This is a genomic window from Gemmobacter lanyuensis, assembly GCF_014652355.1.
In the GTDB taxonomy this organism is placed as follows: Bacteria; Pseudomonadota; Alphaproteobacteria; order Rhodobacterales; family Rhodobacteraceae; genus Gemmobacter; species Gemmobacter lanyuensis.
Map to the genome: position 1 here is coordinate 565,335 of NZ_BMYQ01000001.1, position 21,288 is coordinate 586,622.

General features: G+C 65.9%; 21 protein-coding genes. 12 read left to right on the forward strand and 9 right to left on the reverse strand.

Annotated features, from left to right (window positions below):
* Positions 1 to 38: 38 nt before the first annotated feature.
* The 3 genes from IE101_RS02720 to IE101_RS02730 all read right to left on the reverse strand — a co-directional run bounded on the left by IE101_RS02720 (position 39) and on the right by IE101_RS02730 (position 3,972).
* Complete coding sequence (locus tag IE101_RS02720) at positions 39 to 1,097, reverse strand: dipeptidase (RefSeq protein WP_189632247.1); 1,059 nt, start codon at positions 1,095 to 1,097, stop codon at positions 39 to 41.
* Between the two features lie 62 nt (positions 1,098 to 1,159).
* Positions 1,160 to 1,555: a Cu(I)-responsive transcriptional regulator gene (gene cueR / locus IE101_RS02725; protein ID WP_189632248.1), complete on the reverse strand. Its 396-nt coding sequence runs from the start codon at positions 1,553 to 1,555 to the stop codon at positions 1,160 to 1,162.
* Positions 1,552 to 3,972 carry a heavy metal translocating P-type ATPase gene (locus IE101_RS02730; protein WP_229803997.1) on the reverse strand — a complete coding sequence of 807 codons (2,421 nt, stop codon included), beginning with the start codon at positions 3,970 to 3,972 and terminating at the stop codon, positions 1,552 to 1,554. The genes cueR and IE101_RS02730 overlap by 4 nt, the downstream gene beginning before the upstream one ends.
* A 155-nt stretch (positions 3,973 to 4,127) precedes the next feature.
* Between IE101_RS02730 and IE101_RS02735 the strand changes: the two genes are divergently transcribed.
* Both IE101_RS02735 and IE101_RS02740 read left to right on the forward strand, forming a co-directional pair.
* Positions 4,128 to 4,328 carry a heavy-metal-associated domain-containing protein gene (locus tag IE101_RS02735; RefSeq protein ID WP_189632249.1) on the forward strand — a complete coding sequence of 67 codons (201 nt, stop codon included), beginning with the start codon at positions 4,128 to 4,130 and terminating at the stop codon, positions 4,326 to 4,328.
* A 489-nt stretch (positions 4,329 to 4,817) separates the two neighbouring features.
* Positions 4,818 to 5,168 carry a TfoX/Sxy family protein gene (locus IE101_RS02740; RefSeq protein WP_189632250.1) on the forward strand — a complete coding sequence of 117 codons (351 nt, stop codon included), beginning with the start codon at positions 4,818 to 4,820 and terminating at the stop codon, positions 5,166 to 5,168.
* 83 nt (positions 5,169 to 5,251) lie between these two features.
* Here IE101_RS02740 and ndk read toward each other — a convergent pair whose 3' ends face one another.
* Complete coding sequence (gene ndk, locus IE101_RS02745; protein ID WP_189632251.1) at positions 5,252 to 5,674, reverse strand: nucleoside-diphosphate kinase; 423 nt, start codon at positions 5,672 to 5,674, stop codon at positions 5,252 to 5,254.
* Between the two features lie 275 nt (positions 5,675 to 5,949).
* On the opposite strand from ndk, the gene IE101_RS02750 reads away from it, so the two are divergent.
* The 6 genes from IE101_RS02750 (at position 5,950) to IE101_RS02775 (ending at position 11,995) form a co-directional block, all read left to right on the forward strand.
* The gene (locus IE101_RS02750) at positions 5,950 to 7,803 is read left to right on the forward strand and encodes an ABC-F family ATP-binding cassette domain-containing protein (RefSeq protein WP_189632252.1); all 1,854 of its coding nucleotides are present in this window, start codon (positions 5,950 to 5,952) and stop codon (positions 7,801 to 7,803) included.
* A gap of 168 nt (positions 7,804 to 7,971) precedes the next feature.
* Complete coding sequence (locus tag IE101_RS02755; protein WP_189632253.1) at positions 7,972 to 8,592, forward strand: nitroreductase family protein; 621 nt, start codon at positions 7,972 to 7,974, stop codon at positions 8,590 to 8,592.
* Positions 8,593 to 8,718: 126 nt separating this feature from the next.
* Positions 8,719 to 9,339 carry a MarC family protein gene (locus IE101_RS02760; protein ID WP_189632254.1) on the forward strand — a complete coding sequence of 207 codons (621 nt, stop codon included), beginning with the start codon at positions 8,719 to 8,721 and terminating at the stop codon, positions 9,337 to 9,339.
* A 62-nt stretch (positions 9,340 to 9,401) separates the two neighbouring features.
* On the forward strand, positions 9,402 to 10,292 hold the full coding sequence (locus tag IE101_RS02765; RefSeq protein ID WP_189632255.1) for a PfkB family carbohydrate kinase: 891 nt from the start codon (positions 9,402 to 9,404) through the stop codon (positions 10,290 to 10,292).
* A complete protein-coding gene (locus IE101_RS02770; RefSeq protein ID WP_189632256.1) occupies positions 10,289 to 11,209 on the forward strand; it encodes a pseudouridine-5'-phosphate glycosidase in 921 nt (306 codons plus the stop codon). Before IE101_RS02765 ends, IE101_RS02770 begins: the two co-directional genes overlap by 4 nt.
* Positions 11,210 to 11,284: 75 nt before the next feature.
* Positions 11,285 to 11,995, forward strand: coding sequence for a DUF502 domain-containing protein (locus IE101_RS02775; RefSeq protein WP_189632257.1), 711 nt, complete (start codon positions 11,285 to 11,287; stop codon positions 11,993 to 11,995).
* Here IE101_RS02775 and IE101_RS02780 read toward each other — a convergent pair.
* Together IE101_RS02780 and IE101_RS02785 are read right to left on the reverse strand one after the other, a co-directional pair.
* Positions 11,966 to 12,997, reverse strand: a complete 1,032-nt coding sequence (locus IE101_RS02780; protein ID WP_229803998.1) for a patatin-like phospholipase family protein — start codon at positions 12,995 to 12,997, stop codon at positions 11,966 to 11,968. The genes IE101_RS02775 and IE101_RS02780 overlap by 30 nt on opposite strands.
* Before the next feature lie 13 nt (positions 12,998 to 13,010).
* On the reverse strand, positions 13,011 to 13,784 hold the full coding sequence (locus IE101_RS02785; RefSeq protein ID WP_189632259.1) for a 3-hydroxybutyrate dehydrogenase: 774 nt from the start codon (positions 13,782 to 13,784) through the stop codon (positions 13,011 to 13,013).
* Positions 13,785 to 14,048: 264 nt separating this feature from the next.
* Between IE101_RS02785 and IE101_RS02790 the strand changes: the two genes are divergently transcribed.
* Positions 14,049 to 15,911, forward strand: coding sequence for an extracellular solute-binding protein (locus tag IE101_RS02790; protein ID WP_189632260.1), 1,863 nt, complete (start codon positions 14,049 to 14,051; stop codon positions 15,909 to 15,911).
* Between the two features lie 65 nt (positions 15,912 to 15,976).
* Positions 15,977 to 16,093, forward strand: a complete 117-nt coding sequence (locus IE101_RS02795; RefSeq protein WP_189632261.1) for an entericidin EcnA/B family protein — start codon at positions 15,977 to 15,979, stop codon at positions 16,091 to 16,093.
* A 22-nt stretch (positions 16,094 to 16,115) separates the two neighbouring features.
* Here IE101_RS02795 and IE101_RS02800 read toward each other — a convergent pair whose 3' ends face one another.
* The 3 genes from IE101_RS02800 to IE101_RS02810 all read right to left on the reverse strand — a co-directional run bounded on the left by IE101_RS02800 (position 16,116) and on the right by IE101_RS02810 (position 19,031).
* Complete coding sequence (locus IE101_RS02800; RefSeq protein ID WP_189632262.1) at positions 16,116 to 17,549, reverse strand: bifunctional serine/threonine-protein kinase/universal stress protein; 1,434 nt, start codon at positions 17,547 to 17,549, stop codon at positions 16,116 to 16,118.
* A gap of 3 nt (positions 17,550 to 17,552) precedes the next feature.
* A complete protein-coding gene (locus IE101_RS02805; protein WP_189632263.1) occupies positions 17,553 to 18,296 on the reverse strand; it encodes a metallophosphoesterase family protein in 744 nt (247 codons plus the stop codon).
* A 111-nt stretch (positions 18,297 to 18,407) separates the two neighbouring features.
* Positions 18,408 to 19,031, reverse strand: a complete 624-nt coding sequence (locus IE101_RS02810; protein ID WP_189632264.1) for a helix-turn-helix domain-containing protein — start codon at positions 19,029 to 19,031, stop codon at positions 18,408 to 18,410.
* A 67-nt stretch (positions 19,032 to 19,098) separates the two neighbouring features.
* Between IE101_RS02810 and IE101_RS02815 the strand changes: the two genes are divergently transcribed.
* Both IE101_RS02815 and IE101_RS02820 read left to right on the forward strand, forming a co-directional pair.
* Positions 19,099 to 20,613 (forward strand): class I adenylate-forming enzyme family protein, encoded by a 1,515-nt coding sequence (locus tag IE101_RS02815; protein ID WP_189632265.1) that lies wholly within the window; start codon positions 19,099 to 19,101, stop codon positions 20,611 to 20,613.
* Entirely contained in the window at positions 20,610 to 21,263 is a 654-nt protein-coding gene (locus IE101_RS02820; RefSeq protein WP_189632266.1) for a DsbA family oxidoreductase, read from the forward strand. The genes IE101_RS02815 and IE101_RS02820 overlap by 4 nt, the downstream gene beginning before the upstream one ends.
* Positions 21,264 to 21,288: the final 25 nt, after the last annotated feature.

The following is a 21,288-nucleotide window of genomic DNA, read 5'->3' on the forward strand; positions in this document are numbered from 1 at the left end:
GCCGATTTTCGGGGCGCACGGAGGCGCCCCTCACCCGGTCATGCGCCCCAGGTGCGGCGCAGGGCGCCCATCCAGTTCGACCAGGCCAGCTTTTCGATCAGCGCCGCATCATAGCCATGGGCCTGCAGCGCCGCGATCAGGTTTTGCAGCCCCGCGACATCCCCGATGCCCTGCGGGATTTCCGCCCCGTCGAAGTCCGAGCCAAAGCCCACGTGATCCTCGCCCAGATGGGTGATCAGATGATCCAGATGGCGCAGCACCGGCTCCCACCCCATATCGGCTGACCGCTTGCCGTCTTCGCGCAGGAAGACCGTGGCGAAGTTCAGCCCGACCATGCCGCCGCTTTCGCGGATCATCGCAAGCTGGCGGTCCGTCAGGTTGCGGGTCGAAGGCGTGACGGCATGGGCATTGGAATGGGTGGCAATCAGCGGCGCATCCGACAGGGCGGCAATGTCGTTGAACCCGGCCTCGTTCATATGGCTCAGATCCACGACGATCTTCAGATCGTTGCAGGCGCGGATCAGGCGCTTGCCCGCATCGGTCAGCCCCGGCCCGGTATCGGGGGTGCCGGGAAAGCGGAAGGGCACGCCATGACCAAAGATCGTCGGCCGCGACCATACCGGCCCGAGGGAACGCAGCCCCATCGCATGAAATGCATGAAGCGCGTCTAGATCGGGGTCGATGGCCTCGGCCCCCTCCATATGCATGACACCGGCGATCACGCCTGCGGCGCGGGCGGCCTCGATCTCGGCTACGCTGCGGCAGATGCGGAAGGCGCCGTCCGAGGCGCGCTCCATCCACATCAGATGCCCGGCCATGCCCAAGGCGACCGGCTGGGCCACCCCCAGCGGGATCATCGCGGGCAGTTCCACCTCATAGGGCGGGTTGTCCATCAGCGCGTCATAATCGGGCGCGCCGGGCGCGGGGGGCGACGGGATATAGATCGCGAACATGCCGCCTGCAAAACCGCCCTGACGCATGCGCGGCAGATCCAGATGCCCGCGCCCCTCGCCCGTCAGCCAGATCTGGTCGCGCTTGCGCGGCTGCAGCTGCAGGCGCAGCAGAATGTCGTTGTGGCCGTCGAAAACCGGTTGCATGTCTGCGTCCCCCGCACGTCTTTGGTGTGACCCTGCCACGCCGCGCGGGGGAAGGCCAGAGGTCAGCAGCAGGCCCCTTCCGCCAACCCGACAAGGATCGGACATTCGGGTCGCCCGTCGCCCGCGCAAGCCGTGACCAGATCCGACAGCGTGCGCTTCATCGCCTGCAATTCCGCGATCTTGGCCTCGATCCGGTCCAGCTGCGCCAGGGCCACGCCCTTCACATCGGCGCTGGCGCGGGATTTGTCTTCGTAAAGTGCCATCAGCGCGCGGCAATCCTCGATCGAAAAGCCAAGACTGCGCGCCCGCCCCAAAAAGGCCAGCTTGTGCAGATCGCTGTCCCGAAAGACGCGATAGCCATTGGCCTGCCGCAGCGGGCGGATCAGCCCGATCTCTTCGTAATAGCGGATGGTCTTGGCAGGCAGACCGGATTTTTCGGCCACGTCCTTGATGTTCATCCCGCATCCTCCACTGGCTTGATGCGCTTCAGACGCAGCGCATTGGTCAGCACAAAGACCGAAGACAGCGCCATGGCTCCCGCCGCAAGCATGGGCGAAAGCTGCGGCCCGCCAAAGGGCACCAACACCCCTGCCGCCACCGGGATCAGCGCCACGTTGTAGCCAAAGGCCCAGAGCAGGTTCTGCCGGATGTTCCGCATCACCGCCCGGCTGAGCCGGATGGCCGTGGCCACGCCCATCGGTTCGCCCGACATCAGCACCACTTCGGCGGCCTCGATGGCGACATCGGTCCCGGTGCCGATCGCAATGCCCACATCCGCCGCCGCCAGCGCCGGGGCGTCGTTGATGCCGTCGCCCACAAAGGCCACCCCCGGTTTCAGGGCCGCAACCTCGGACACCTTGCCCGCGGGCAGCACCTCGGCATGGACATCACGGATGCCCAGCTCTGCGCCGATGGCCAGCGCCACGCGCTTGGCGTCGCCCGTGATCATGCTGCTGTCCACGCCCATCCCCGCCAGCGCCCGCACCGCAGGCGCCGCGCCCGGCTTTACCCGGTCGGCGACGGCCAGAACCCCCAAGGGGCGCCCGTCCACCGCCAGATAGATCGGCGTGCGGCCCTGCACGGCGAAGCCCTCACCCTCGGTCAGCCAAGGACCAAGACCGTCGGGGAACATGCGCGCAGCGCCCAGCGTGATGCGGTGGCCCTCTACCATCGCCTCGGCACCGTGGCCGGGGGTGGCGCTGAAATCCTCGGCCGGGGGGATATCAAGCCCCTGCGCCTCGGCCGCCTGCACCACGGCCCGCGCCAGCGGATGTTCCGACCGCGCCTCGACCGCCGCCGCCAGACGCAGCAGATGCGGCGAGGCCGGTTTCAGATCGGTCAGCACGGGCTTGCCCTCGGTCAGGGTGCCGGTCTTGTCAAAGGCCACCCGCGTGACCTCGGACAGGGTCTGCAACGCCTCGCCCCGCCGGAACAGAACGCCCAGCTCGGCCGCGCGCCCGGTGCCGACCATGATCGACACAGGCGTCGCCAACCCCATCGCACAGGGACAGGCGATGATGAGGACGGAAACCCCCGCCACCAGCGCCTCGGCCAGCCCCGGCCCCAGCAGCAGCCACACCGCCACCGTCACCAGCGCCACCGCCATGACCACCGGCACGAACCAGAGCGTGATGCGATCGACCAGCGCCTGCACCGGCAGCTTGGCCGATTGCGCCTCTTCCACCATGGCGATGATGCGCGACAGCACCGTATCGCTGCCGACCTGCGTGACACGCAGCACCAGCGCGCCGGTGCCGTTCACCGTGCCGCCCGTGACCCGGTCGCCCGGCGCCTTGGCCTGCGGGATCGCCTCGCCGGTCAGCATGGCCTCATCCACCGCCGATTGTCCCTCTTCCACCGTGCCATCCAGCGGAATACGTTCCCCCGGACGGACCAAAAGCCGCGTGCCGGGCCGGATGCTGGCCACCGGGGTTTCGATGAAGCCCTCCGGCCCCTCTGCCTGCGCGACCTTGGGCTGCAGGCCGATCAGCCCGGCAATCGCCGCGCCCGCCCGCCCCCGCGCCCGCGCTTCCAACGCGCGGCCAATCAGGATCAGCACCACGATCACGGCTGAAGCCTCAAAATACACCGCCCGCGCGGTGTCGGGCAAAAGGCCGGGGGCAAAGGTCGCCACCGTCGAATAGGCCCAGGCCGCGGCCGTGCCGACGGCCACAAGGCTGTTCATGTCGGGCGCCCCGCGCAGCAGTGCCGGCACCCCTTTCAGAAAGAACCGCCGCCCCGGGAACAGAAGGACCAGCGTCGCCAGCACGAACTGCACCCCCCAAAGCACCGATTGCGGCGCAAGTCCCATCAGCCAGTGGTGAAAGGCCGGAACCAGATGCCCGCCCATTTCGGTCACAAAGACCGGCAGCGTCAGCGCCCCGGCAATCCAGGCATCCCGGATCAGCCGCTGCAATTCCTTCGCCCGCGCGCCCGGATCGGCATCGTCCAGCGGTGCGGCGGCGAACCCCGCCTTGGTCACCAGCCCGGCCAGCGCCTCGGCCGTGGCCGCCCCTTCCCACATCGTGACCGTGGCTCGCCGCGCTGCCAGATTGGCGCGCGCCTCGATCACACCGGGTTGGGCCGCCAGCACCCGCTCCACCCGCCCGGTGCAAGAGGCACAGGTCATCCCCTCGACCGAAAGTTGCAGTGTGATCTGGCGTGCGGGATAGCCGGCCTTGGCCAGCGCCCCGGCCAGACCTTCGCGCGTGGCGGGGGCGGCAAAGCGCACCTCGGCGCTTTCGTCGGCCAGATTGACCCGCGCGGCAGCAACCCCCGGCTGGGCCGTCAGCACCCGCTCGGCGCGCGCCACACAAGAGGCACAGGTCATCCCCTCTAGGTGAAAACGGGCGGTTTCGGTTTTCGGCATATCCATGGCGGATCTCCTTTCACCGTCCCAGATAAGGTTTCCAGTCACGGGAAGGTCAAGGGCCGGCCAGTACATTTTCCGGCGGCTTTCCGCCACATCGCTTTGCGCTTGACCTTCCCCCCGCAGGAAGCTGCATCCTGACAAGATCGAAGGAGGCTCCCATGACCAAACTTTCCATCCCCGACATGAGCTGCGGCCATTGCCGCGCCTCGATCGAAGCAGCCCTTGGCCCCCTGCCGGGCGTGACCGCCATCCGTTTCGACCCCGCCGCCCGCACCGCTGAAATCGAGGGCTCTGCCCCGCTGGAAACGCTGCTTGCCACGCTGGCCGAGATCGGCTTTCCGGCCCAGCCCGCATCCTGACCGGATGCCCCGCCGTCCCGCGCATCCGACCCGGATGGCGCGGGGCCGCAGGCTGCCGTCCCCTCTCCCCTGTGGCAAAGTTCACAAACTGCCAAAACTTTAATCACAATTCCGGGTTCGCCCCAGCGAAAGCCCTTGCCCCCTGCGCCGGGCCGACATATTTCCAGACGAAAGCGGCACGAACGCCTATCCCCCGCGACCGGTTCCCGACCGACTCGCAGAAAAGCGTGCCACCGCCTGACCGAAGTGCCATAGACCCGGAGCAATGACATGGCCCAACAGCAAAGCGCCCAACAGCCCCAGCAACAGCAGGGCGGCGCGCAAACACCCGCGCCCCAGCAACAGCAGGGCAGCCAGCCGATCTTCCGCGATTGGGCCTCGATCTGATCCTGCCGTAAGGGGGGCGTCCGTCGGGCATCACCACAGCACTTCCCCCTTGCCGCGACCGGGCCAGCCGATAGGCTGGCCTTTGTCATTTGGAAGCCGCCCATGCCCACCGCGATCTCGACCATTCCCAATCTTGGCCCGGCGACCGAGGCCGCCTTCGCGCGTGCTGGCATCCGCAGCGCAGAAGAGTTGCGCGCGATGGGCGCCGATGCGGGCTATCTTGCGCTGATGAAATCCGGCAGCCCGCCGCATTTCATCGGATATTACGTGCTGGTCATGGGCCTGCAGGGCCGCCCCTGGAATGATTGCAAGGGCGAAGAGAAAAAGGCCCTGCGCCAGCGGTTCGACCAGCTGAAGGCCGAGGCGCTGGCCACCGCCGCCCCCTCGGGCCTGCCGCGCGACCTCGAAACGGCGCTTTCCGCCCTCGGCGTCATCCCGGCGCCCCGGCGCTAGACCCCGAAAAAGGAAAGGGCCGCCCGAACGGACGGCCCCTGCCTGTGTTCCCGGCCCTGACGGACCGCAGCATGCGGATGGGATCAGCCCACCAGCTCCAGACCCGAGAAGAAGAACGCGATCTCGCGGGCAGCCGATTCCGGGCTGTCCGAACCGTGGACCGAGTTCTCGCCTTTCGACAGGGCGAATTCCTTGCGGATGGTGCCTTCAGCAGCGGCGGCCGGATCGGTCGCGCCCATCACTTCACGGTTCTTGGCAATGGCGCCTTCGCCTTCCAGAACCTGCACCACGACCGGCTCGGAGGCCATGAAGCTGCACAGCTCGCCGTAGAACGGACGCTCGGCATGCTCGGCATAGAACTGGCCAGCCTGAGCGGGCGACAGGTGGATGCGCTTCGAAGCGACGACGCGCAGGCCGGCCTCTTCGAATTTGGCGACGATCTTGCCGGTCAGGTTGCGCTTGGTGGCGTCGGGCTTGATGATCGAAAGGGTGCGTTCGATGGCCATTTGGCTCTCCATGTAGATAAGGCGCGGGGATGGCCCCCCGCGCCGGGATTGTGGGCGCGCTCTACCATGCGCGGCGCATGTTGAAAAGGGCGTGACAGAAGAAGGGGGCTCTGCCCCCGCCGCGCGTGCCGCGCGCCTCCCCCGGGATATTTTTGCCAAGATGAAATCAGCGCCCCGATCCCCTTTCATCTTGGTCTAAATATCCCGGGGGTGCGGGGGCTGGCCCCCGCTTCGCGGTTGACGCCTCGCGCAAAGGCGGGCAAGGCAGCACCATCATGCTGCGTATCTCTGACCTCACCTATTCAATCGAAGGCCGCCCCCTGTTCGAAGGGGCTTCGGCGACCATTCCCACCGGTCATAAGGTGGGTCTTGTCGGGCGCAACGGCGCGGGCAAGACCACGCTTTTCCGGCTGATCCGGGGCGAGCTGTCGCTTGAGGGCGGCGAGATCACCATTCCCGCCCGCGCCCGGATCGGTGGCGTGGCGCAGGAGGTGCCGTCCTCGTCCACCTCGTTGATCGATACGGTCTTGCAGGCCGATACCGAGCGCACCGCGCTGCTGGCAGAGGCCGAGACGGCGACGGATCCGCATCGCATTGCCGAGATCCAGACCCGCCTTGCCGACATCGACGCCTGGAGCGCCGAGGGCCGCGCGAGCGCGATCCTCAAGGGGCTTGGGTTTGATGCCGAGGCGCAGCTGCGCCCCTGTTCCGATTTCTCGGGCGGGTGGCGGATGCGCGTGGCGCTCGCGGGGGTTTTGTTCGCACAGCCTGACTATCTGCTTCTGGACGAACCGACCAACTACCTCGACCTCGAGGGGGCGCTCTGGCTTGAGAGCTACCTTCAGAAATACCCCCATACCGTGCTGATCATCAGTCATGATCGCGGGCTTCTGAACCGCGCGGTGCAGGGGATCCTGCATCTCGACAACCGGAAGCTGACCTATTGGCAGGGCGGTTATGATCAGTTCGCCCGTCAGATGGCCGAGCGCAACGCTGTGCTTCAGGCCGAGGCCAAGCGGGTCGAGGCGCGGCGCGCGCATCTGCAAAGTTTCGTAGACCGGTTCAAGGCGAAAGCCACCAAGGCCGCGCAGGCACAAAGCCGCGTGAAGATGCTGGAAAAGCTGCAGCCCATCACCGCCCCGGAAGAGGCGCGCAAGATGGTCTTCACCTTCCCCGAACCCGAGGAGCTGTCGCCGCCCATCGTCAACCTCGACAATGCCACGGTCGGCTATGGCGACAAGGCGATCCTGCGGCGGCTGAACCTGCGGATTGATCAGGATGACCGCATCGCCCTGCTGGGTCGCAATGGCGAGGGGAAATCCACCCTGTCGAAGCTGTTGGCGGGCAAGCTTGCCACCATGGGGGGCACGCTTGCCCGGCACAGCAAGCTGCGGATCGGCTTTTTCGCGCAGCATCAGGTCGAAGAGCTGCATGTCGATGAAACACCCCTGCAACATGTGCAGCGGTTGCGCCCCGAAGAACATCAGGCGCGGCTGCGGGCGCGGCTGGCGGGCTTTGGCCTGATGGCGGAACAGGCCGAGACGGTGGTCGGGCGGCTGTCGGGGGGGCAGAAGGCACGGCTTTCTCTGCTGCTGGCCACGATCGATGCGCCCCATCTCCTCATCCTTGACGAGCCGACCAACCACCTCGATATCGAAAGCCGCGAGGCGCTGGTCGAGGCGCTGACCGAATATTCCGGCGCGGTGATCCTTGTCAGCCACGACATGCACCTGCTGGGGCTGGTGGCGGACCGGCTCTGGCTGGTCAAGGGTGGCGCTGTCACGCCTTATGAAAAGGATCTGGAGACCTACCGGGCCGAGCTGCTGGCCGGGGATGAGCCGGTGAAAGAGGCGACCAAGCCTCCGGAAAAGCCGCGCAAGGCGGGACGCGACGAGGTGCTGGCCCTGCGGTCCGAGGTGCGCAAATGCGAGGATCGGCTGGCAAAGCTGGCCGAGATGCGCGCCAAGCTGCAGGACAAGCTGGCCGACCCTGCGCTCTATGACGAGGCGAAGAAGGCCGATCTCGCCATCTGGACCGCCAAGTTCGCCGAGCTGGAACAGGCCGAATCCAAGGCCGAGGCCATGTGGCTTGAGGCGCAGGAAAAGCTGGACGCGGCCGAGGCGCGCTGAGGCGCCTTGGTCCGCCCGCCGGGGTTGCAACCGCCGCAACCGACGCACGAAGGCAGACGACCTGTGCCAGAGCGAACGCCAAACCTGCGGAATTGCACAGCTTTCCGGGATTGAACCTTGCTTTCTGCAGGCGCACATCATCGGCAGGAATTTGAAGGAAACCCTGCCATGACCAACCCGACCATCGCCACCCTGCAAAAGCGCCGCACCCAATACGCCCTGGGGCGCAATGTCTCGCTCTCGAATGCCGAGCTTGAGGCGCTGATCAAGGAAGCGATCCGCCTGACGCCTTCGTCGTTCAACTCGCAATCCTCGCGCGCCGTCATCCTGTTCGGTGAGGCTTCGGAGAAATTCTGGCAGCTGACCGAAGACGCCCTGCGCGCCATCGTTCCGGCCGATGCCTTTGCCCCGACCGAAGCCAAGATGAAGGCCTTTGCCGCGGGCGTGGGCACCGTGCTGTTCTATGAAGATCAGGACACCGTGAAGGGTCTGCAGGAAAACTTCCCCCTCTACGCCGATGCCTTCCCGACCTTCTCGGAACATTCGGCGGGCATGGCGCAGATTTCGGTCTGGAATGCGCTGGCGGATGCGGGCCTTGGTGCTTCGCTGCAGCACTACAGCCCCATCGCGGACGAACCCGCCGCCAAGGCCTTCAACGTCCCGGCAAGCTGGAAGCTGCGCGCGCAGATGCCCTTCGGGTCGCATGAGGCCGGTTTCAACGACAAGGGCTTCATCGCCGATGAAGGCCGCTTCCTGACCTACGACAACGCCGCCATCGCGGCCGAGTGATCGGGCAGACCCGAACCGATGAAGGGCACCCCGCGCGGGTGCCCTTTTCCTTTGCGCGCACAAGGCCTTGCGTCAGGCGCCCTTCCCGGCCACCATGGCGCCTGGAACCGCGGAACGGGGCGCAGGATGGACACCGGATTTCTGATCACCGCCTTTGCCACGCTTTTCGTGGTGATCGACCCGCCGGGTCTGGTGCCGCTGTTCATCGCGCTCACGCGGGGCATGTCGGTCGCGCGGCGGCGGTCGCTGGCGCTGCGGGCCTGCATCATCGCCGTCGCGATCCTTGCGGCCTTCGCCATCGCGGGCGAGGCGCTTCTGGGCTTCATCGGGATCACCATGCCCGCCTTCCGCATCGCGGGCGGGATCCTGCTGTTCCTGACCGCGCTCGATATGCTGTTCGAACGCCGCACCCAGCGGCGCGAGGGGCAGCATGCCGAACCCGACCACGACCCTTCGGTCTTTCCGCTGGCCACGCCGCTGATTGCCGGATCGGGGGCGATTGCCACCATGATCCTGCTGGTCGGACAGGCAGGTGGCGGGCTTCCCGGCACGGCACTGGTGATCGGGGTGATGCTGGTGGTGATGCTGACGACCTTTACCTTCCTTCTGGCCGCCCCGCCGCTGGAACGGATGCTCGGTCGCACCGGGACCATCGTGATCACCCGGCTTCTGGGCATGTTGCTGGCCGCGCTATCGGTGCAATTCGTGATTGACGGCATCCGGGGCACGGGCCTCATTTCCGGCTGATTGCGGGACTTGGGCGGCATCTCGGCGCTTGCGGGCGACACGGGCTTGGGCGAAAAGGCGTCATGACACCGGATATCCTCTGCATTGGTTCCGTTCTGTGGGACATCATCGGCCGCTCGCCCACGGTGATGCGGCTTGGCTCGGACGTGCCGGGGCGCATCACGCGCCTGCCGGGGGGCGTGGCGATGAACATCGCCATGACACTGCGCCGCTTTGGCCTGACGCCCGGCCTGCTGACCACCATCGGCCGCGACCCCGAAGGCGACGAACTGGTCGCCGCCTGTGCGCGGATGGGCATGGTCACCGACCATATCTATCGCAGCGATGACCTGCCGACCGACCGCTATATGGCGGTCGAAGGCGCAAATGGCCTGATCGCGGCAATCGCCGATGCCCATTCGCTCGAAGCGTCGGGCGACAAGATCCTGCGCCCGCTGGCCGATGGGCGACTGGGAAGCGAGGAGGCCCCCTGGTCGGGGCTGATCGCCCTGGATGGCAATCTGACGGAACCGCTGCTGGCGCAAATCGCCGAGTCGCCGCTGTTTGCGCGGGCTGACCTGCGTGTGGCCCCCGCAAGCCCCGGCAAGGCCGAACGGCTGCGCCCGCTGCTGGACCATCCGGGGGCCACGCTTTACGTGAACCTTGAAGAGGCTAATATCCTCTGCGCCGCCCATCACCCCACCGCACCCGAAGCGGCCGCCGCCCTGCTGGAGCGTGGCGCGCATCGCGTTCTGGTGACGCATGGCGGCAACCCCTGCGCCGAAGGCACGCGCGGCAAGGGTGTGATTTCCGACCGTCCGCCCGAGGTTTTGGTGACGCGCATCACCGGCGCGGGCGATACTTTCATGGCCGCCCATATCGTGGCGGAACGCCGGGGCGATCCGCGCGAGGCCGCCTTGGCCGCCGCATTGCGCGCCGCCGCAACCTATGTTTCAGGAGAAATCGGATCATGAGCATCCTGCCGATCACCTATGCCCCCGAAGTCCGCGCCGCGCTTGATGCCGGTCACCCGGTGGTGGCGCTGGAATCGACGATCATCACCCACGGGATGCCCTTCCCCCAGAACGTCGAGGCCGCCCGCGCGGTCGAGGCCGAGGTCCGCGCCCATGGCGCCGTGCCTGCGACCATCGCCGTCATGGGCGGGCAGATCCTGATCGGGCTGTCAGACGCGCAGCTCGACACGCTGGGCCAGACGCCGGATGCGATGAAGCTGTCGCGCGCCGACCTGCCAGTCTGCGTGGCGCTGGGGCGCGTGGGGGCCACAACGGTGGCGGCCACGATGATCTGCGCCGCCATGGCGGGCATCCATGTCTTTGCCACGGGGGGCATCGGCGGTGTGCATCGCGGGGCGGAAACCACCTTCGACGTGTCGGCCGATCTGATCGAACTTGGCCTTTCACCCGTCACCGTTGTCGCGGCAGGGGCCAAGGCCATCCTCGATCTGCCGAAAACGCTCGAAGTGCTGGAAACCCAGGGCGTGCCGGTCATCACAGTGGGGCAGGACGAACTGCCGGCCTTCTGGTCGCGCTCCTCGGGGCTCAAATCTCCGCTGCGGATGGATGATCCGGCACAGATCGCCAGCGCCCATCTGATGCGCGGGGTGCTGGGGCTCAAGGGTGGGCAGCTGGTCGCCAATCCGATCCCGGCCGAGGCCGAGATCGCGCGCGCCGAAATCCAGCCGGTGATCGAAGCCGCACTGGCCGAGGCCGAGGCGCAGGGCATCGCCGCCAAGGAGGTCACGCCCTTCCTGCTCGACCGCATGTTCGCCATGACCGAAGGCCGCTCGCTGACCGCCAATATCGCGCTGGTGCTGAACAATGCACGTCTGGGCGCAGCAATTGCCGTCGAAATCGCCCGTCTGCGCGGCTGAACGGTTTTTTCACGCTGCAGCAATTGTAAGGGCCGCCCCGCAGCCCTTACATAAGGCCAAGGCAAGGAGACGGCAGTGCAGGATCAGGACCACCCCAAGAAACGCGGCGGCCTTCTGGCCGGGCTGCGCGCAAGCTTTCTGACCGGGCTGGTCGTCGTTCTGCCCATCGGACTGACGATCTATCTTGTCTATACGGTCGTCGGCTGGATCGACAGCTGGATCCTGCCGCTGATCCCCTGGGGATGGCGGCCGGAGCAGCTGGTGGAATTCTACATCGGCCCGGATGCCAATTTCCCCACGCGGGGCCTTGGCGTCATCGTCTTTCTGATCTTCACCGTCATCATCGGCTGGATCGCCAAGGGCCTGATCGGACGTTCGGTCATTGCCCAGACCGAGGCGCTGGTCGACCGCATGCCGGTGGTGCGGTCGGTCTATGGCGGGTTCAAGCAGATCACCGAAACCTTCTTTGCCAAATCCGAAAAAAGCTTTGACCGGACCTGTCTGGTCGAATTTCCGCGCCCCGGCAGCTGGGCCGTGGGCTTTGTCGCGACCACCGCCAAAGGCGAAATCGCGGCCCGCCTGCCGTCAGACAAGAAGATGATCGCGGTTTTCCTTGCGCTGACGCCGCTGACCTCGGGCATCCTGCTTTACGTGCCGGAAGAGGATGTGATCCTTCTCGATATGAAGGCGGATGATGCGGTGAAGCTCATCGTTTCGGCCGGGCTGGTGGCGCCTTCGGGCAAGGAGATGCGCACCCTAGCCGAAGAGGCCGCGAAGATCGACTGAACTGTTGCGGCCGATGGCGTCGCGGTGATCGGTCAGGAATTGCGCACAGGCCGCGCGTCCAGCCGCCTTCAGCCGCGCCAGCAGCGCGGGCGACGGCGCAAGCTTTGAGGCCGCGCCCAGCCCGTTCATCAGCGCGTCATCGGCGATCACATGCAGCCGCAGGTCCTTCATGGCGCCCGCAGGCATCCGCCCCTGCGCGATCAGCCGCTTCACGAAATTCACCGCCCGCAATTCGCCGAGAAGGGCGGCGTTGAAGCTGATTTCATTGATGCGGTTCTGGATCTCGACCGGGGTCATGGGCAGCGCCTCGCGCCGCAGCGGGTTGATCGACACCAGAAGGATGTCATCGGGCAGATGCGGCAGATAGAGCGGGAACAGCGCCGGGTTGCCGGTGAAGCCGCCATCCCAGAAGATCTCGGTCTGGCCGGTGGCGGGGTCTTCCATCTCGATCGCCTGAAAGACCGTCGGCAGACAGGCCGAGGCCAGCAGGGCCGCAGGCGAAATCTCCGCCCCCGCAAAGACGCGGATCTTGCCGGTGCGGACATTGGTGGCCGAAACGAAAAGCTCTGGCCCCTGCGCGGCGCAGATGGCGGCAAAGTCAAAGCGCGCCGCAACCTCGGCCAGCGGGTTCTGCCAGAACGGCCCCCAAGCGTAGGGCGAATAGACCTGCGCGGCCAGACCCGCGGCCGACACCGGCAAAGTCTCGGCCATGGCCTCGGTCAGGGCGGTGGCAAAGGGGAAGGTCTGGCTGATCCATCGGGTCACGCGCAAATCGCCCAGATCCCCGATTTCGGCCCAAAGCTGATCGAGGCTGGCCCGCGCGCCCGCGGCCCCGCCCGCAAGCCACCCGGCCTTCAAAGCCGCCGCATTCAGCGCGCCCGCCGAAGTGCCGGTGATGGCGGCGATTTCGAGGTCAGGCTCTTCCAGCAGGCGGTCCAGCACGCCCCAGGTGAAGGCGCCATGCGCACCGCCCCCTTGCAGCGCGAGGTTCAGGCGCAGCACCGCCGCGCGCCCTTTACAGCGCCGTCCACCCCCCATCGACGCTGAGGGTGGTGCCCGTGATCTGATCTGCGGCGGCGCTGGCCAGGAACACGACCGTACCGCCCAGCTGTTCGGTGGTGGCAAACTGGCGCGAGGGTTGGCGCTGCAACATCACCTCACGGATCACGGTTTCGCGGTCCATGTCATGGACCTTCATCTGATCGGGGATCTGCGCCTCGACCAGCGGGGTCAGCACATAGCCGGGGCAGATCGCGTTGCAGGTGATCCCCTGCCCCGCAACCTCCAGCGCCACGGTCTTGGTCAGGCCCACCACGCCATGCTTGGCGGCCACATAGGCCGATTTGAACGGCGAGGCCGTAAGGCCATGGGCCGAGGCGATGTTGATGATCCGCCCCCAGCCCTTGGCCTTCATCCCCGGCAGCGCTGCCGCGGTGGTGTGGAAGGCCGAGCTGAGGTTGATGGCCAGGATGGCATCCCATTTCTCGACCGGAAACTCCTCGACCGGGGCGACATGCTGGATGCCCGCATTGTTCACCAGAATGTCGCAGCCCCCGGCCTTTTCGACCAGCGCGCGGCAATCGGCACCTTTCGACATGTCGGCGGCGATATAGCGCACGGGAACACCGGTCTCGGCGGCAAGGCGCGCGGCCAGCGCGTGATCCTCATCCCGGTCGGTAAAGCTGTTCAGCACGATCTCGGCCCCGGCCTTGGCCAGTTCCACCGCCACCCCAAGCCCGATCCCGGAATTGGACCCGGTCACAATCGCGCGCTTGCCCTGAAGGGTCATCCTGCTTCTCCCGCTACATGCTGAGGGTGCGAGAATAGGCGCTTCGCAGGCCGAGGAAAGGCCCAAGCGGCAGGTGATGGCGGAAAGTCGCACTCAACGGAAAAATGCGGCCCGAATCACAAAAAAAACGCCGGCGCAAGGCCGGCGTTAAGTCTTTGAGGCAGGTTTCATACAGGCAAGAAACCTATCGAGCAGTAAGTCTCTTATACCCCGCCAGAGCCTTCAGTCCAAGTTAAAAGTTTGAAAAACCACGGAAGCGGACCTATGGTTGAGCCAAGAAAAACAGGGCTTCGAGGGATTGTTGCCGCAATGGGACTCAATTTTTTCAATCATCGGCAGAGAATCGGGCTGCTTGCGGGGCTGATGCTCGCGGCGGGTCCGGTGATGGGCGACTCACCCCAGCCATCCATCGCGATGTATGGCGCGCCGGCGCTGCCGGCCGATTTTACGGCGCTGCCCTATGCCAATCCGGATGCGCCCAAGGGCGGGCGAATCGTCTTGGGGGAAATGGGCGGGTTCGACAGCCTCAATCCCTTCATCCTGAAAGGGAACGCCCCCAGCCAAGTCACCGCTTTTACGGTGGAAACGCTGATGGGCCGGTCGCTGGACGAACCCTTCACGCTCTATGGTGTGCTGGCCGAAAGCATCCAGACTGATGAGGCGCGGTCTTACGCGGAATTCACGCTGCGCGAAAATGCACGCTTTTCCGATGGCAGCCCGGTCACGCCCGAAGATGTGATCTGGTCTTTCGAGACGCTGGGGACCAAGGGCCAGCCGCGCTATGCCGGGGCCTGGGCCAAGATCGCCAAGGCCGAAGTGACCGGCCCGCGGTCGGTGCGCTTTACCTTCAACACCGTGGACCGCGAATTGCCGCTGATCCTCGGGCTGCGGCCGATCCTGAAAAAGGCGCAGTGGGAGGGCAAGGCCTTTGACGAATCCTCGCTCGAACCGCCGATCGGGTCGGGGCCTTATGTCGTGGCCGATATCGAACCGGGCCGGTTCATCAGCTTCCGCAAGAACCCTGATTGGTGGGGCAAGGATCTGCCCTTCTACAAGGGCATGCATAACCTTGAAGAAATCCGCATCGAATATTACGGCGTCGATACCGCACTGTTCGAGGCCTTCAAGGGCGGGGCGCTCTCTACCTACCGCGAAACCAACCCAGCGAAATGGGCGGCGAATTTCGACTTCCCGGCGGTGCAATCGGGCGAGGTGCTGAAAGCCGAAATCCCGCACAGCCGCCCTTCGGGGATCGAAGGGTTTGCCTTCAACACCCGCAACCCGCTGTTCGCCGATTGGCGCGTGCGCGAGGCGCTGACCCTGGCCTTCAACTTTGAACTGGTAAACCAGACGCTGACGGGGGGCGTGCAGCCGCGCATCACCTCCTACTTCGGGAACTCGTTCCTGGGCGCCGCGCCCGGCACCCCGGCCGAGGGCCGCGTGAAAGACCTGCTCACCCCCTTTGCTGCCGATCTGCTGCCCGGTGCGCTGGACGGCTATCAGCCCCCCGTGGCCGACGGGTCCGAAGCCAACCGCAAGAACATGCGGGCGGCGGCGAAGCTGCTGGAAGAGGCAGGCTGGTCGGTGCAGGACGGCACGCTGAAAAATGCCGAGGGCAAGCCCTTCGCCTTTGAAATCCTGCTGACCAATGGTCAGGACGAAATGATTTCGGCCGCCAATATCTATATCGAGGCGCTGAAGCGGCTGGGCATCGAGGCCCGTCTGACGACCGTGGACAATGCCCAGTACAAAGAGCGGACGACCGACTACAAGTTCGACATGACGCATTACATCCGCTCTCTGACCCTTTCTCCGGGCAATGAGCAGATGCTCTACTGGGGTGCCAAGGGCGTGACCGAACCGGGAACCCGCAACTGGCCGGGCATCAACTCTCCCGCGGCCGAGGCGATGATCCAGACCATGCTGTCGGCCAAAGACCCGCAGGAATTTGCCGATGCGACACAGGCGCTTGATCGTGTGCTGACGACGGGTAGATATGTCATTCCGGTATGGTATTCGAAGGTGGCACGCATCGCCTATCGCAAGGGCCTCCACTACCCCGACCGCCTGCCCGCCTATGGCGACTGGCCCGGCTGGCAGCCCGACGTGTGGTGGATGGAAAAATGACCGTTCCGGCCCGCAGCGTCACGCCGCTGCGGGCCGGTCCAACAAGAAGAACCGAGGCAGAGAAAATGAAGAAACTGATGCTGATCCTGGCGCTTGGGGCGCTGGCCGGGTGCAATACCGTAGACGGGATCGGGCGCGACATTTCGGGCGGCGCCATGCGGGTTTCGGGCTGGCTGGGCTAAGGCCCGGCCTGCCCGGTCCGGCTTATTCAGCGGCGGCGGCCTCGGGCTCGGCCGCCTCATCGGCACCGCGCCTGCGGATGACGGTGACGCTGCAATGCGCCTCGGCCACCACCTGGCTTGACACCGACCCGAGATAGCGCCGCGTCGAGGAATGGCCCCGCGCGCCCATGAGGATGTGATCCACATTGTTGTGGCCCGCATAATCGATGATCGCGGCGGCGGGATCGGTGCCTTCCAGCACGGTGAAGGTCAGACGTTCCTCGCCCAGATCGATGCCTTCGGCCCAGTGGCGCAGGCCCACAAGCCGGGCGACATGCAAATTCTGCCCCTCATCATCCACGGTGGCGTCAATCGCGATGCGGCTTGTCTTGATGACATTGACGCAGGCGACCCGCATGTCGGGCTGCGTCACCAGCATCCGCTGCACATTCTGGCGCAGCAGATCCGCCAGCGCCTCCATCTCGGGCGAAAGGTCCACCGCAACCAGCAGAATGGGGGCCTTGCCGATCTGTTCCTGCACGCTGACGGGGGCGGCAAAGCCCTTGACGCCCCGCATCTTCCACCAGCGCCGCCAGACCACGCCCGCACCATCTTGCCGCTGTTTCAGCCCCCGCGCCGTCAGCTTGACCTGCGCCGGATGGGTCAGGTCAAACTGGATCTGCGCCGCCGTCTGATAGCGTTTGGCCGGGTCCACCTCGAGCGCACGCAGGATGATCTCTTGCAGCCAATCAGGCATGTCGGGCACCAGCGCCCGCGGCGGCACCGGATCGCGCCAAAGCCGCGGCCTGACCCCGCGCAGCTTTTCCGGCTTGCCGAATGGCAGCTTGCCCGTGGCCGCCTGATAGATCATCGCGCCCAGCGCGAAGATGTCAGACCGCGGATCGTTCCGCGCACCCAGAAACTGTTCCGGCGCGATATAGGGGAAGGTTCCCATCGGAATGGTGAATTCCTCAGCCAGCAGGTCGGGCAGCTGGTCATGGCGCGACAGGCCATAATCAACCAGCACCATCTCGCCCGAGGGACGCTGGAGGAAGTTTTCGGGCTTGAGGTCCAGATGGATCACATGCTGGCGGTGCAGATCATGCAGCGCATCGGCCATGCGCGCGGCAAGCTCGATCGCATCCGACACTGGCAAGGGTGCATCACGGAACCGCACCAAGAGCGATTCCCCTGGGATACGTTCCGTCACCACATAGGGCATGACGGAGAAGTCACCGACGCCATAGACCTTGGGCACATGCGGCCCGGTCAGGCGGGGCAGGATCATCTGCTCGACCTCGAAGCCCACGATGGTCGGGCCGTCATAGCCATCCAGGATCTTCGGCACCTTCATCACAAGGGGCGTACGATAGAGCGGATGCGTCACCTCCCATATCGTCGCAAAGCCGCCCTCATGCAGCTTTTCACCCAGGGTGAAGCCGTCAATGTCCAGTCCGGTCTGGGGGCGCACACGCATGGATCAGGCCCCCATCAGCAGACGCATGGCAAGGCTTTCAGGCAGGCCGTGCCCTCGCAGCTTGGCGACCGTCGCCCCGGTGTCATAGGGGACACGGTGAAAGGTCAGCTCATTGGTGATGCTGTCGTAGAGGCACCAGGCCGCAAGCGCCCGCCCGTCGCGCGGCTGCCCCACCGCCCCCAGCACCGCGAGCCAGCGCCGCGACCGGATCAGCGGCAGGGTCGAGGCCCCGGCCGGGATGCGCTGTTCCTGCACGCGCCCCACCATGTCGCAGCTGAACAAATGTGGAACATGGACATGGCCACAAAAAATCACCCGCGCATCCGACACCCGGAACGAGGGCATGGCCCGCTGTTCATTGCTGACATAGATCCAGTCCTGCATGTCATTGACACTGGCATGGACGAAGTGAAGATCGTTGATGCGGTGCTGCATCGGCAGGGCGGATAGGAAGGCCTGCTGTTCTGGCGAAAGGCGGGGGCGCGTCCATTCCATCGCGCGGCGGGCGGTGATGTTCATCGCGGTATCGGGCACCGCTACTGCCGCATCATGGTTGCCCTTGATCGCCACGGCCCCGGCCTCGACCAAAGCGCGCGCCTTCTCGCAGCACCATTCGGGATCGGGGCCATAACCCACGATATCCCCCAGCATCACGATCTGTTCGACCCGTCGTTGCTCCACATCTTTCAGAACCGCGGCAAAGGCCTCGCGGTTGGCGTGAATGTCCGACAGAATCGCAATACGCATACGTCTCTCCCCCCGTATGGGGATAGCCTATTGCGGCAAGGCCCCTGCGACAATCATACGCAGCTGCGACGCATCGCCACCCCTAACCGTTTGCGCTAACGGGATTTTTCCTCAGGCGAGCGAGGTCACCCAGAGAATGGTCGCATCCTCTTCGCTCAGGCTGATGACGTTATGCCCCATGGAGGCATCATAATAGGCGCTGTCGCCCCGGCGCAGATCGACGGGTTCGTAGAATTCGGTGAACAGCCGGATCACCCCTGTCAGCACATAGAGGAACTCTTCCCCGTCGTGGCGCACCCAGCCGTCGAATTCCTCAATCTGGCGGGCGCGGATGGTGGCGCGGTAGGGCAGCATCTGCTTGGTCCGCAGCGAAGCGGCGAGAAGCTCATGTTCATAGGTGGCGGTGGCATGGGCCTGCCCCTCGCCCGATTTGGTCAGGGCCAGGCGTCCGTTCACCTGCGTCTTGGACGGCGGGGTAAAGAGTTGCGGCACGGAAATCGCCAAACCCTCGGCCAGCTTCTTCAGCGCCTCATAGGTGGGCGACATCTGGCCGTTTTCGATCTTGGACAGGGTCGATCGCGCCAAGCCCGCCTGATTGGCTGCCTGTTCCAGCGTCCAGCCGCGCGCCTTGCGAAGTTCGCGCACCCGGATGCCAAGGTTGATCGGTTCCACAGCGGCATCTGCCCCGTTTTCACGGGCGATCCGGATCAGCGAAGGCGTTTCGTGTTTCTGCATCGTGATTGTGCATTACGGCAGGCTTGGCCATCTTGCAACGAAAGGCTTGCAGGTCTAGCAACCTCGCATGTTTTCCGTCACCTCCGCAGAACCCCATCCCCCCGCGCCCGGACCATTCAATCTGGCGGCGCATGTGCTGGCGCGTGGCGCGGCCCTGCCCGACAAGATGGCCATGCAGATCGTGCGCCCCACCGGGGCCGAGCGCTGGAGCTATGCGCGCCTGCTTGCTGCCGTCCGGGGTGCAGGCACCGGCCTTCTGGCGCTGGGCCTGGCGCCGGGCGACCGGGTGCTGCTGCGTCTGGGCAATGTGCCGGAATTCCCGGTGGCCTTTCTGGGCGCGATTGCGGCGGGTCTGGTGCCGGTGCCGACCTCTGCCCAGCTGACGGGGCCGGAAATCACCGCGATGGCCGCGCGCATCGCGCCTGCGCTGATCATCGCAGGGGATGGCGTGGCCCTGCCCGAAAGCCCCGCGCCCGTGCTGCCCGCCGTCGATCTGGCCCGCATGGGCGATCTGCCCCCTTGTGAGTGGCATATGGGTGCCCCCGAACGCCCGGCCTATGTCATCTTCACCTCCGGCACCTCGGGGCAGCCGCAGGCGGTGGTCCATGCCCATCGGGCGATCCTGTCCCGCGCGCTGATGCATGACGGGTGGGAGGGGTTGGGCGAGAGCGACCGTATCCTCCATGCCGGGGCTTTCAACTGGACCTATACGCTCGGCACCGGGCTTCTGGACCCTTGGACGCTGGGGGCGACCGCGCTCATCCCCGGCGCGGGGGTCACGCCCGCGCAACTGCCGCTGCTCCTCAAGCGCTTCGATGCGACGATCCTTGCCGCAGCGCCGGGGGTGTTCCGGCAGATGCTGCGGGCGCCCCTGCCCGCACTGCCGAAGCTGCGCCATGGGCTCAGCGCCGGGGAAAGCCTGACCCCGGATCTGCGCGCAGCCTGGCGCGCGGCCACCGGCACCGATCTGCATGAGGCGCTGGGGATGTCGGAATGTTCTACCTTTGTTTCCGGCAGCCCCGCGCGCCCAGCGCCCGAGGGGACCACCGGCTATCCGCAGCCCGGGCGGTGCATTGCGGTGCTGGATGACATCGGCGCCCCGGTGCCGCGCGGCACGGCCGGGCAGCTGGCCATTGACCGCCGCGACCCCGGCCTGATGCTGGGCTATCTGGATGATCCGACCGCCACCGCGGCCCGCTTCCACGGCGACTGGTTCCTGACTGGCGATACCGTGGACATGGCCGAGGATGGCGCCCTGCGCTATCTGGGGCGGCGGGATGACCAGATGAACCCCGGCGGCTTCCGCGTCTCGCCGCTTGAGGTCGAGGCCGCGCTTGCGGGCCTGCCGGGCGCTGAGGATTGGGCCGTGGCCGAGGTCGAAATCAAGCCAGGCACCCGTGTCATTGCCTGTTTTTACACCGGGCCGGAACCCGTGGACCCGGACGTGCATTCTGCCTTCGCAGCCAGTCGTCTTGCCCGCTATCGTCAGCCCCGGCTCTGGCAGCATGTCCCGTCCCTGCCCCGGAATGCCAACGGCAAATTGAACCGTCGTCTTCTTGCAAGTCTTTGGAACCCGAAATGATCCGTCTTGATATCTTTTCCGATCCGATCTGCCCCTGGTGCTACCTGGGCAAGGCCAATCTGGATCGCGCGCTGGAAGCGCATCCCGAACACCCCTTCCTGATCGAATGGCACCCCTTCCAGCTTGCGCCGCAAATGCCGCGCGAAGGTGTGGACCGCGCCGATTACCTGCTGCGGATCTTCGGCACGCAGGAACGCACCGTGGCGGCCCATCTGCGGCTGGAAGAGCTGGGCCGCGAGGCCGGGGTCGCCTTCAACTTTGAGGCCATCCGCACCACGCCCAACACGCTGGACGCCCATCGCCTGATCCATTGGGCCGGGCTTGAGGGGCGGCAGACGCCCGTCGTCTCGGCCCTGTTCCGCGCCTATTGGCGCGAGGGGCGCGACATTGGCGACCAGCAGGTGCTGACGCAGATCGCTGGCGAGGCTGGGCTTGACCCCGATGTCATCGCGCGGCTTCTGGGGTCCGAGGCAGACCTTGACGTGATCCGCACCCGCGAACGGCACGCCCGCGAAAAGGGCATCTCGGCGGTGCCGACCTTCATCGTGGCCGATACCTATGTGCTTTCGGGCGCGCAGCCGCCCAAGCTTTGGGGTGAGGTGATCGAAGAACTTGCCCGCCATCAGCAGGACCAAGGGGAAAATCAGTGACCACCGCCGCCCGCGTCGGCACTGC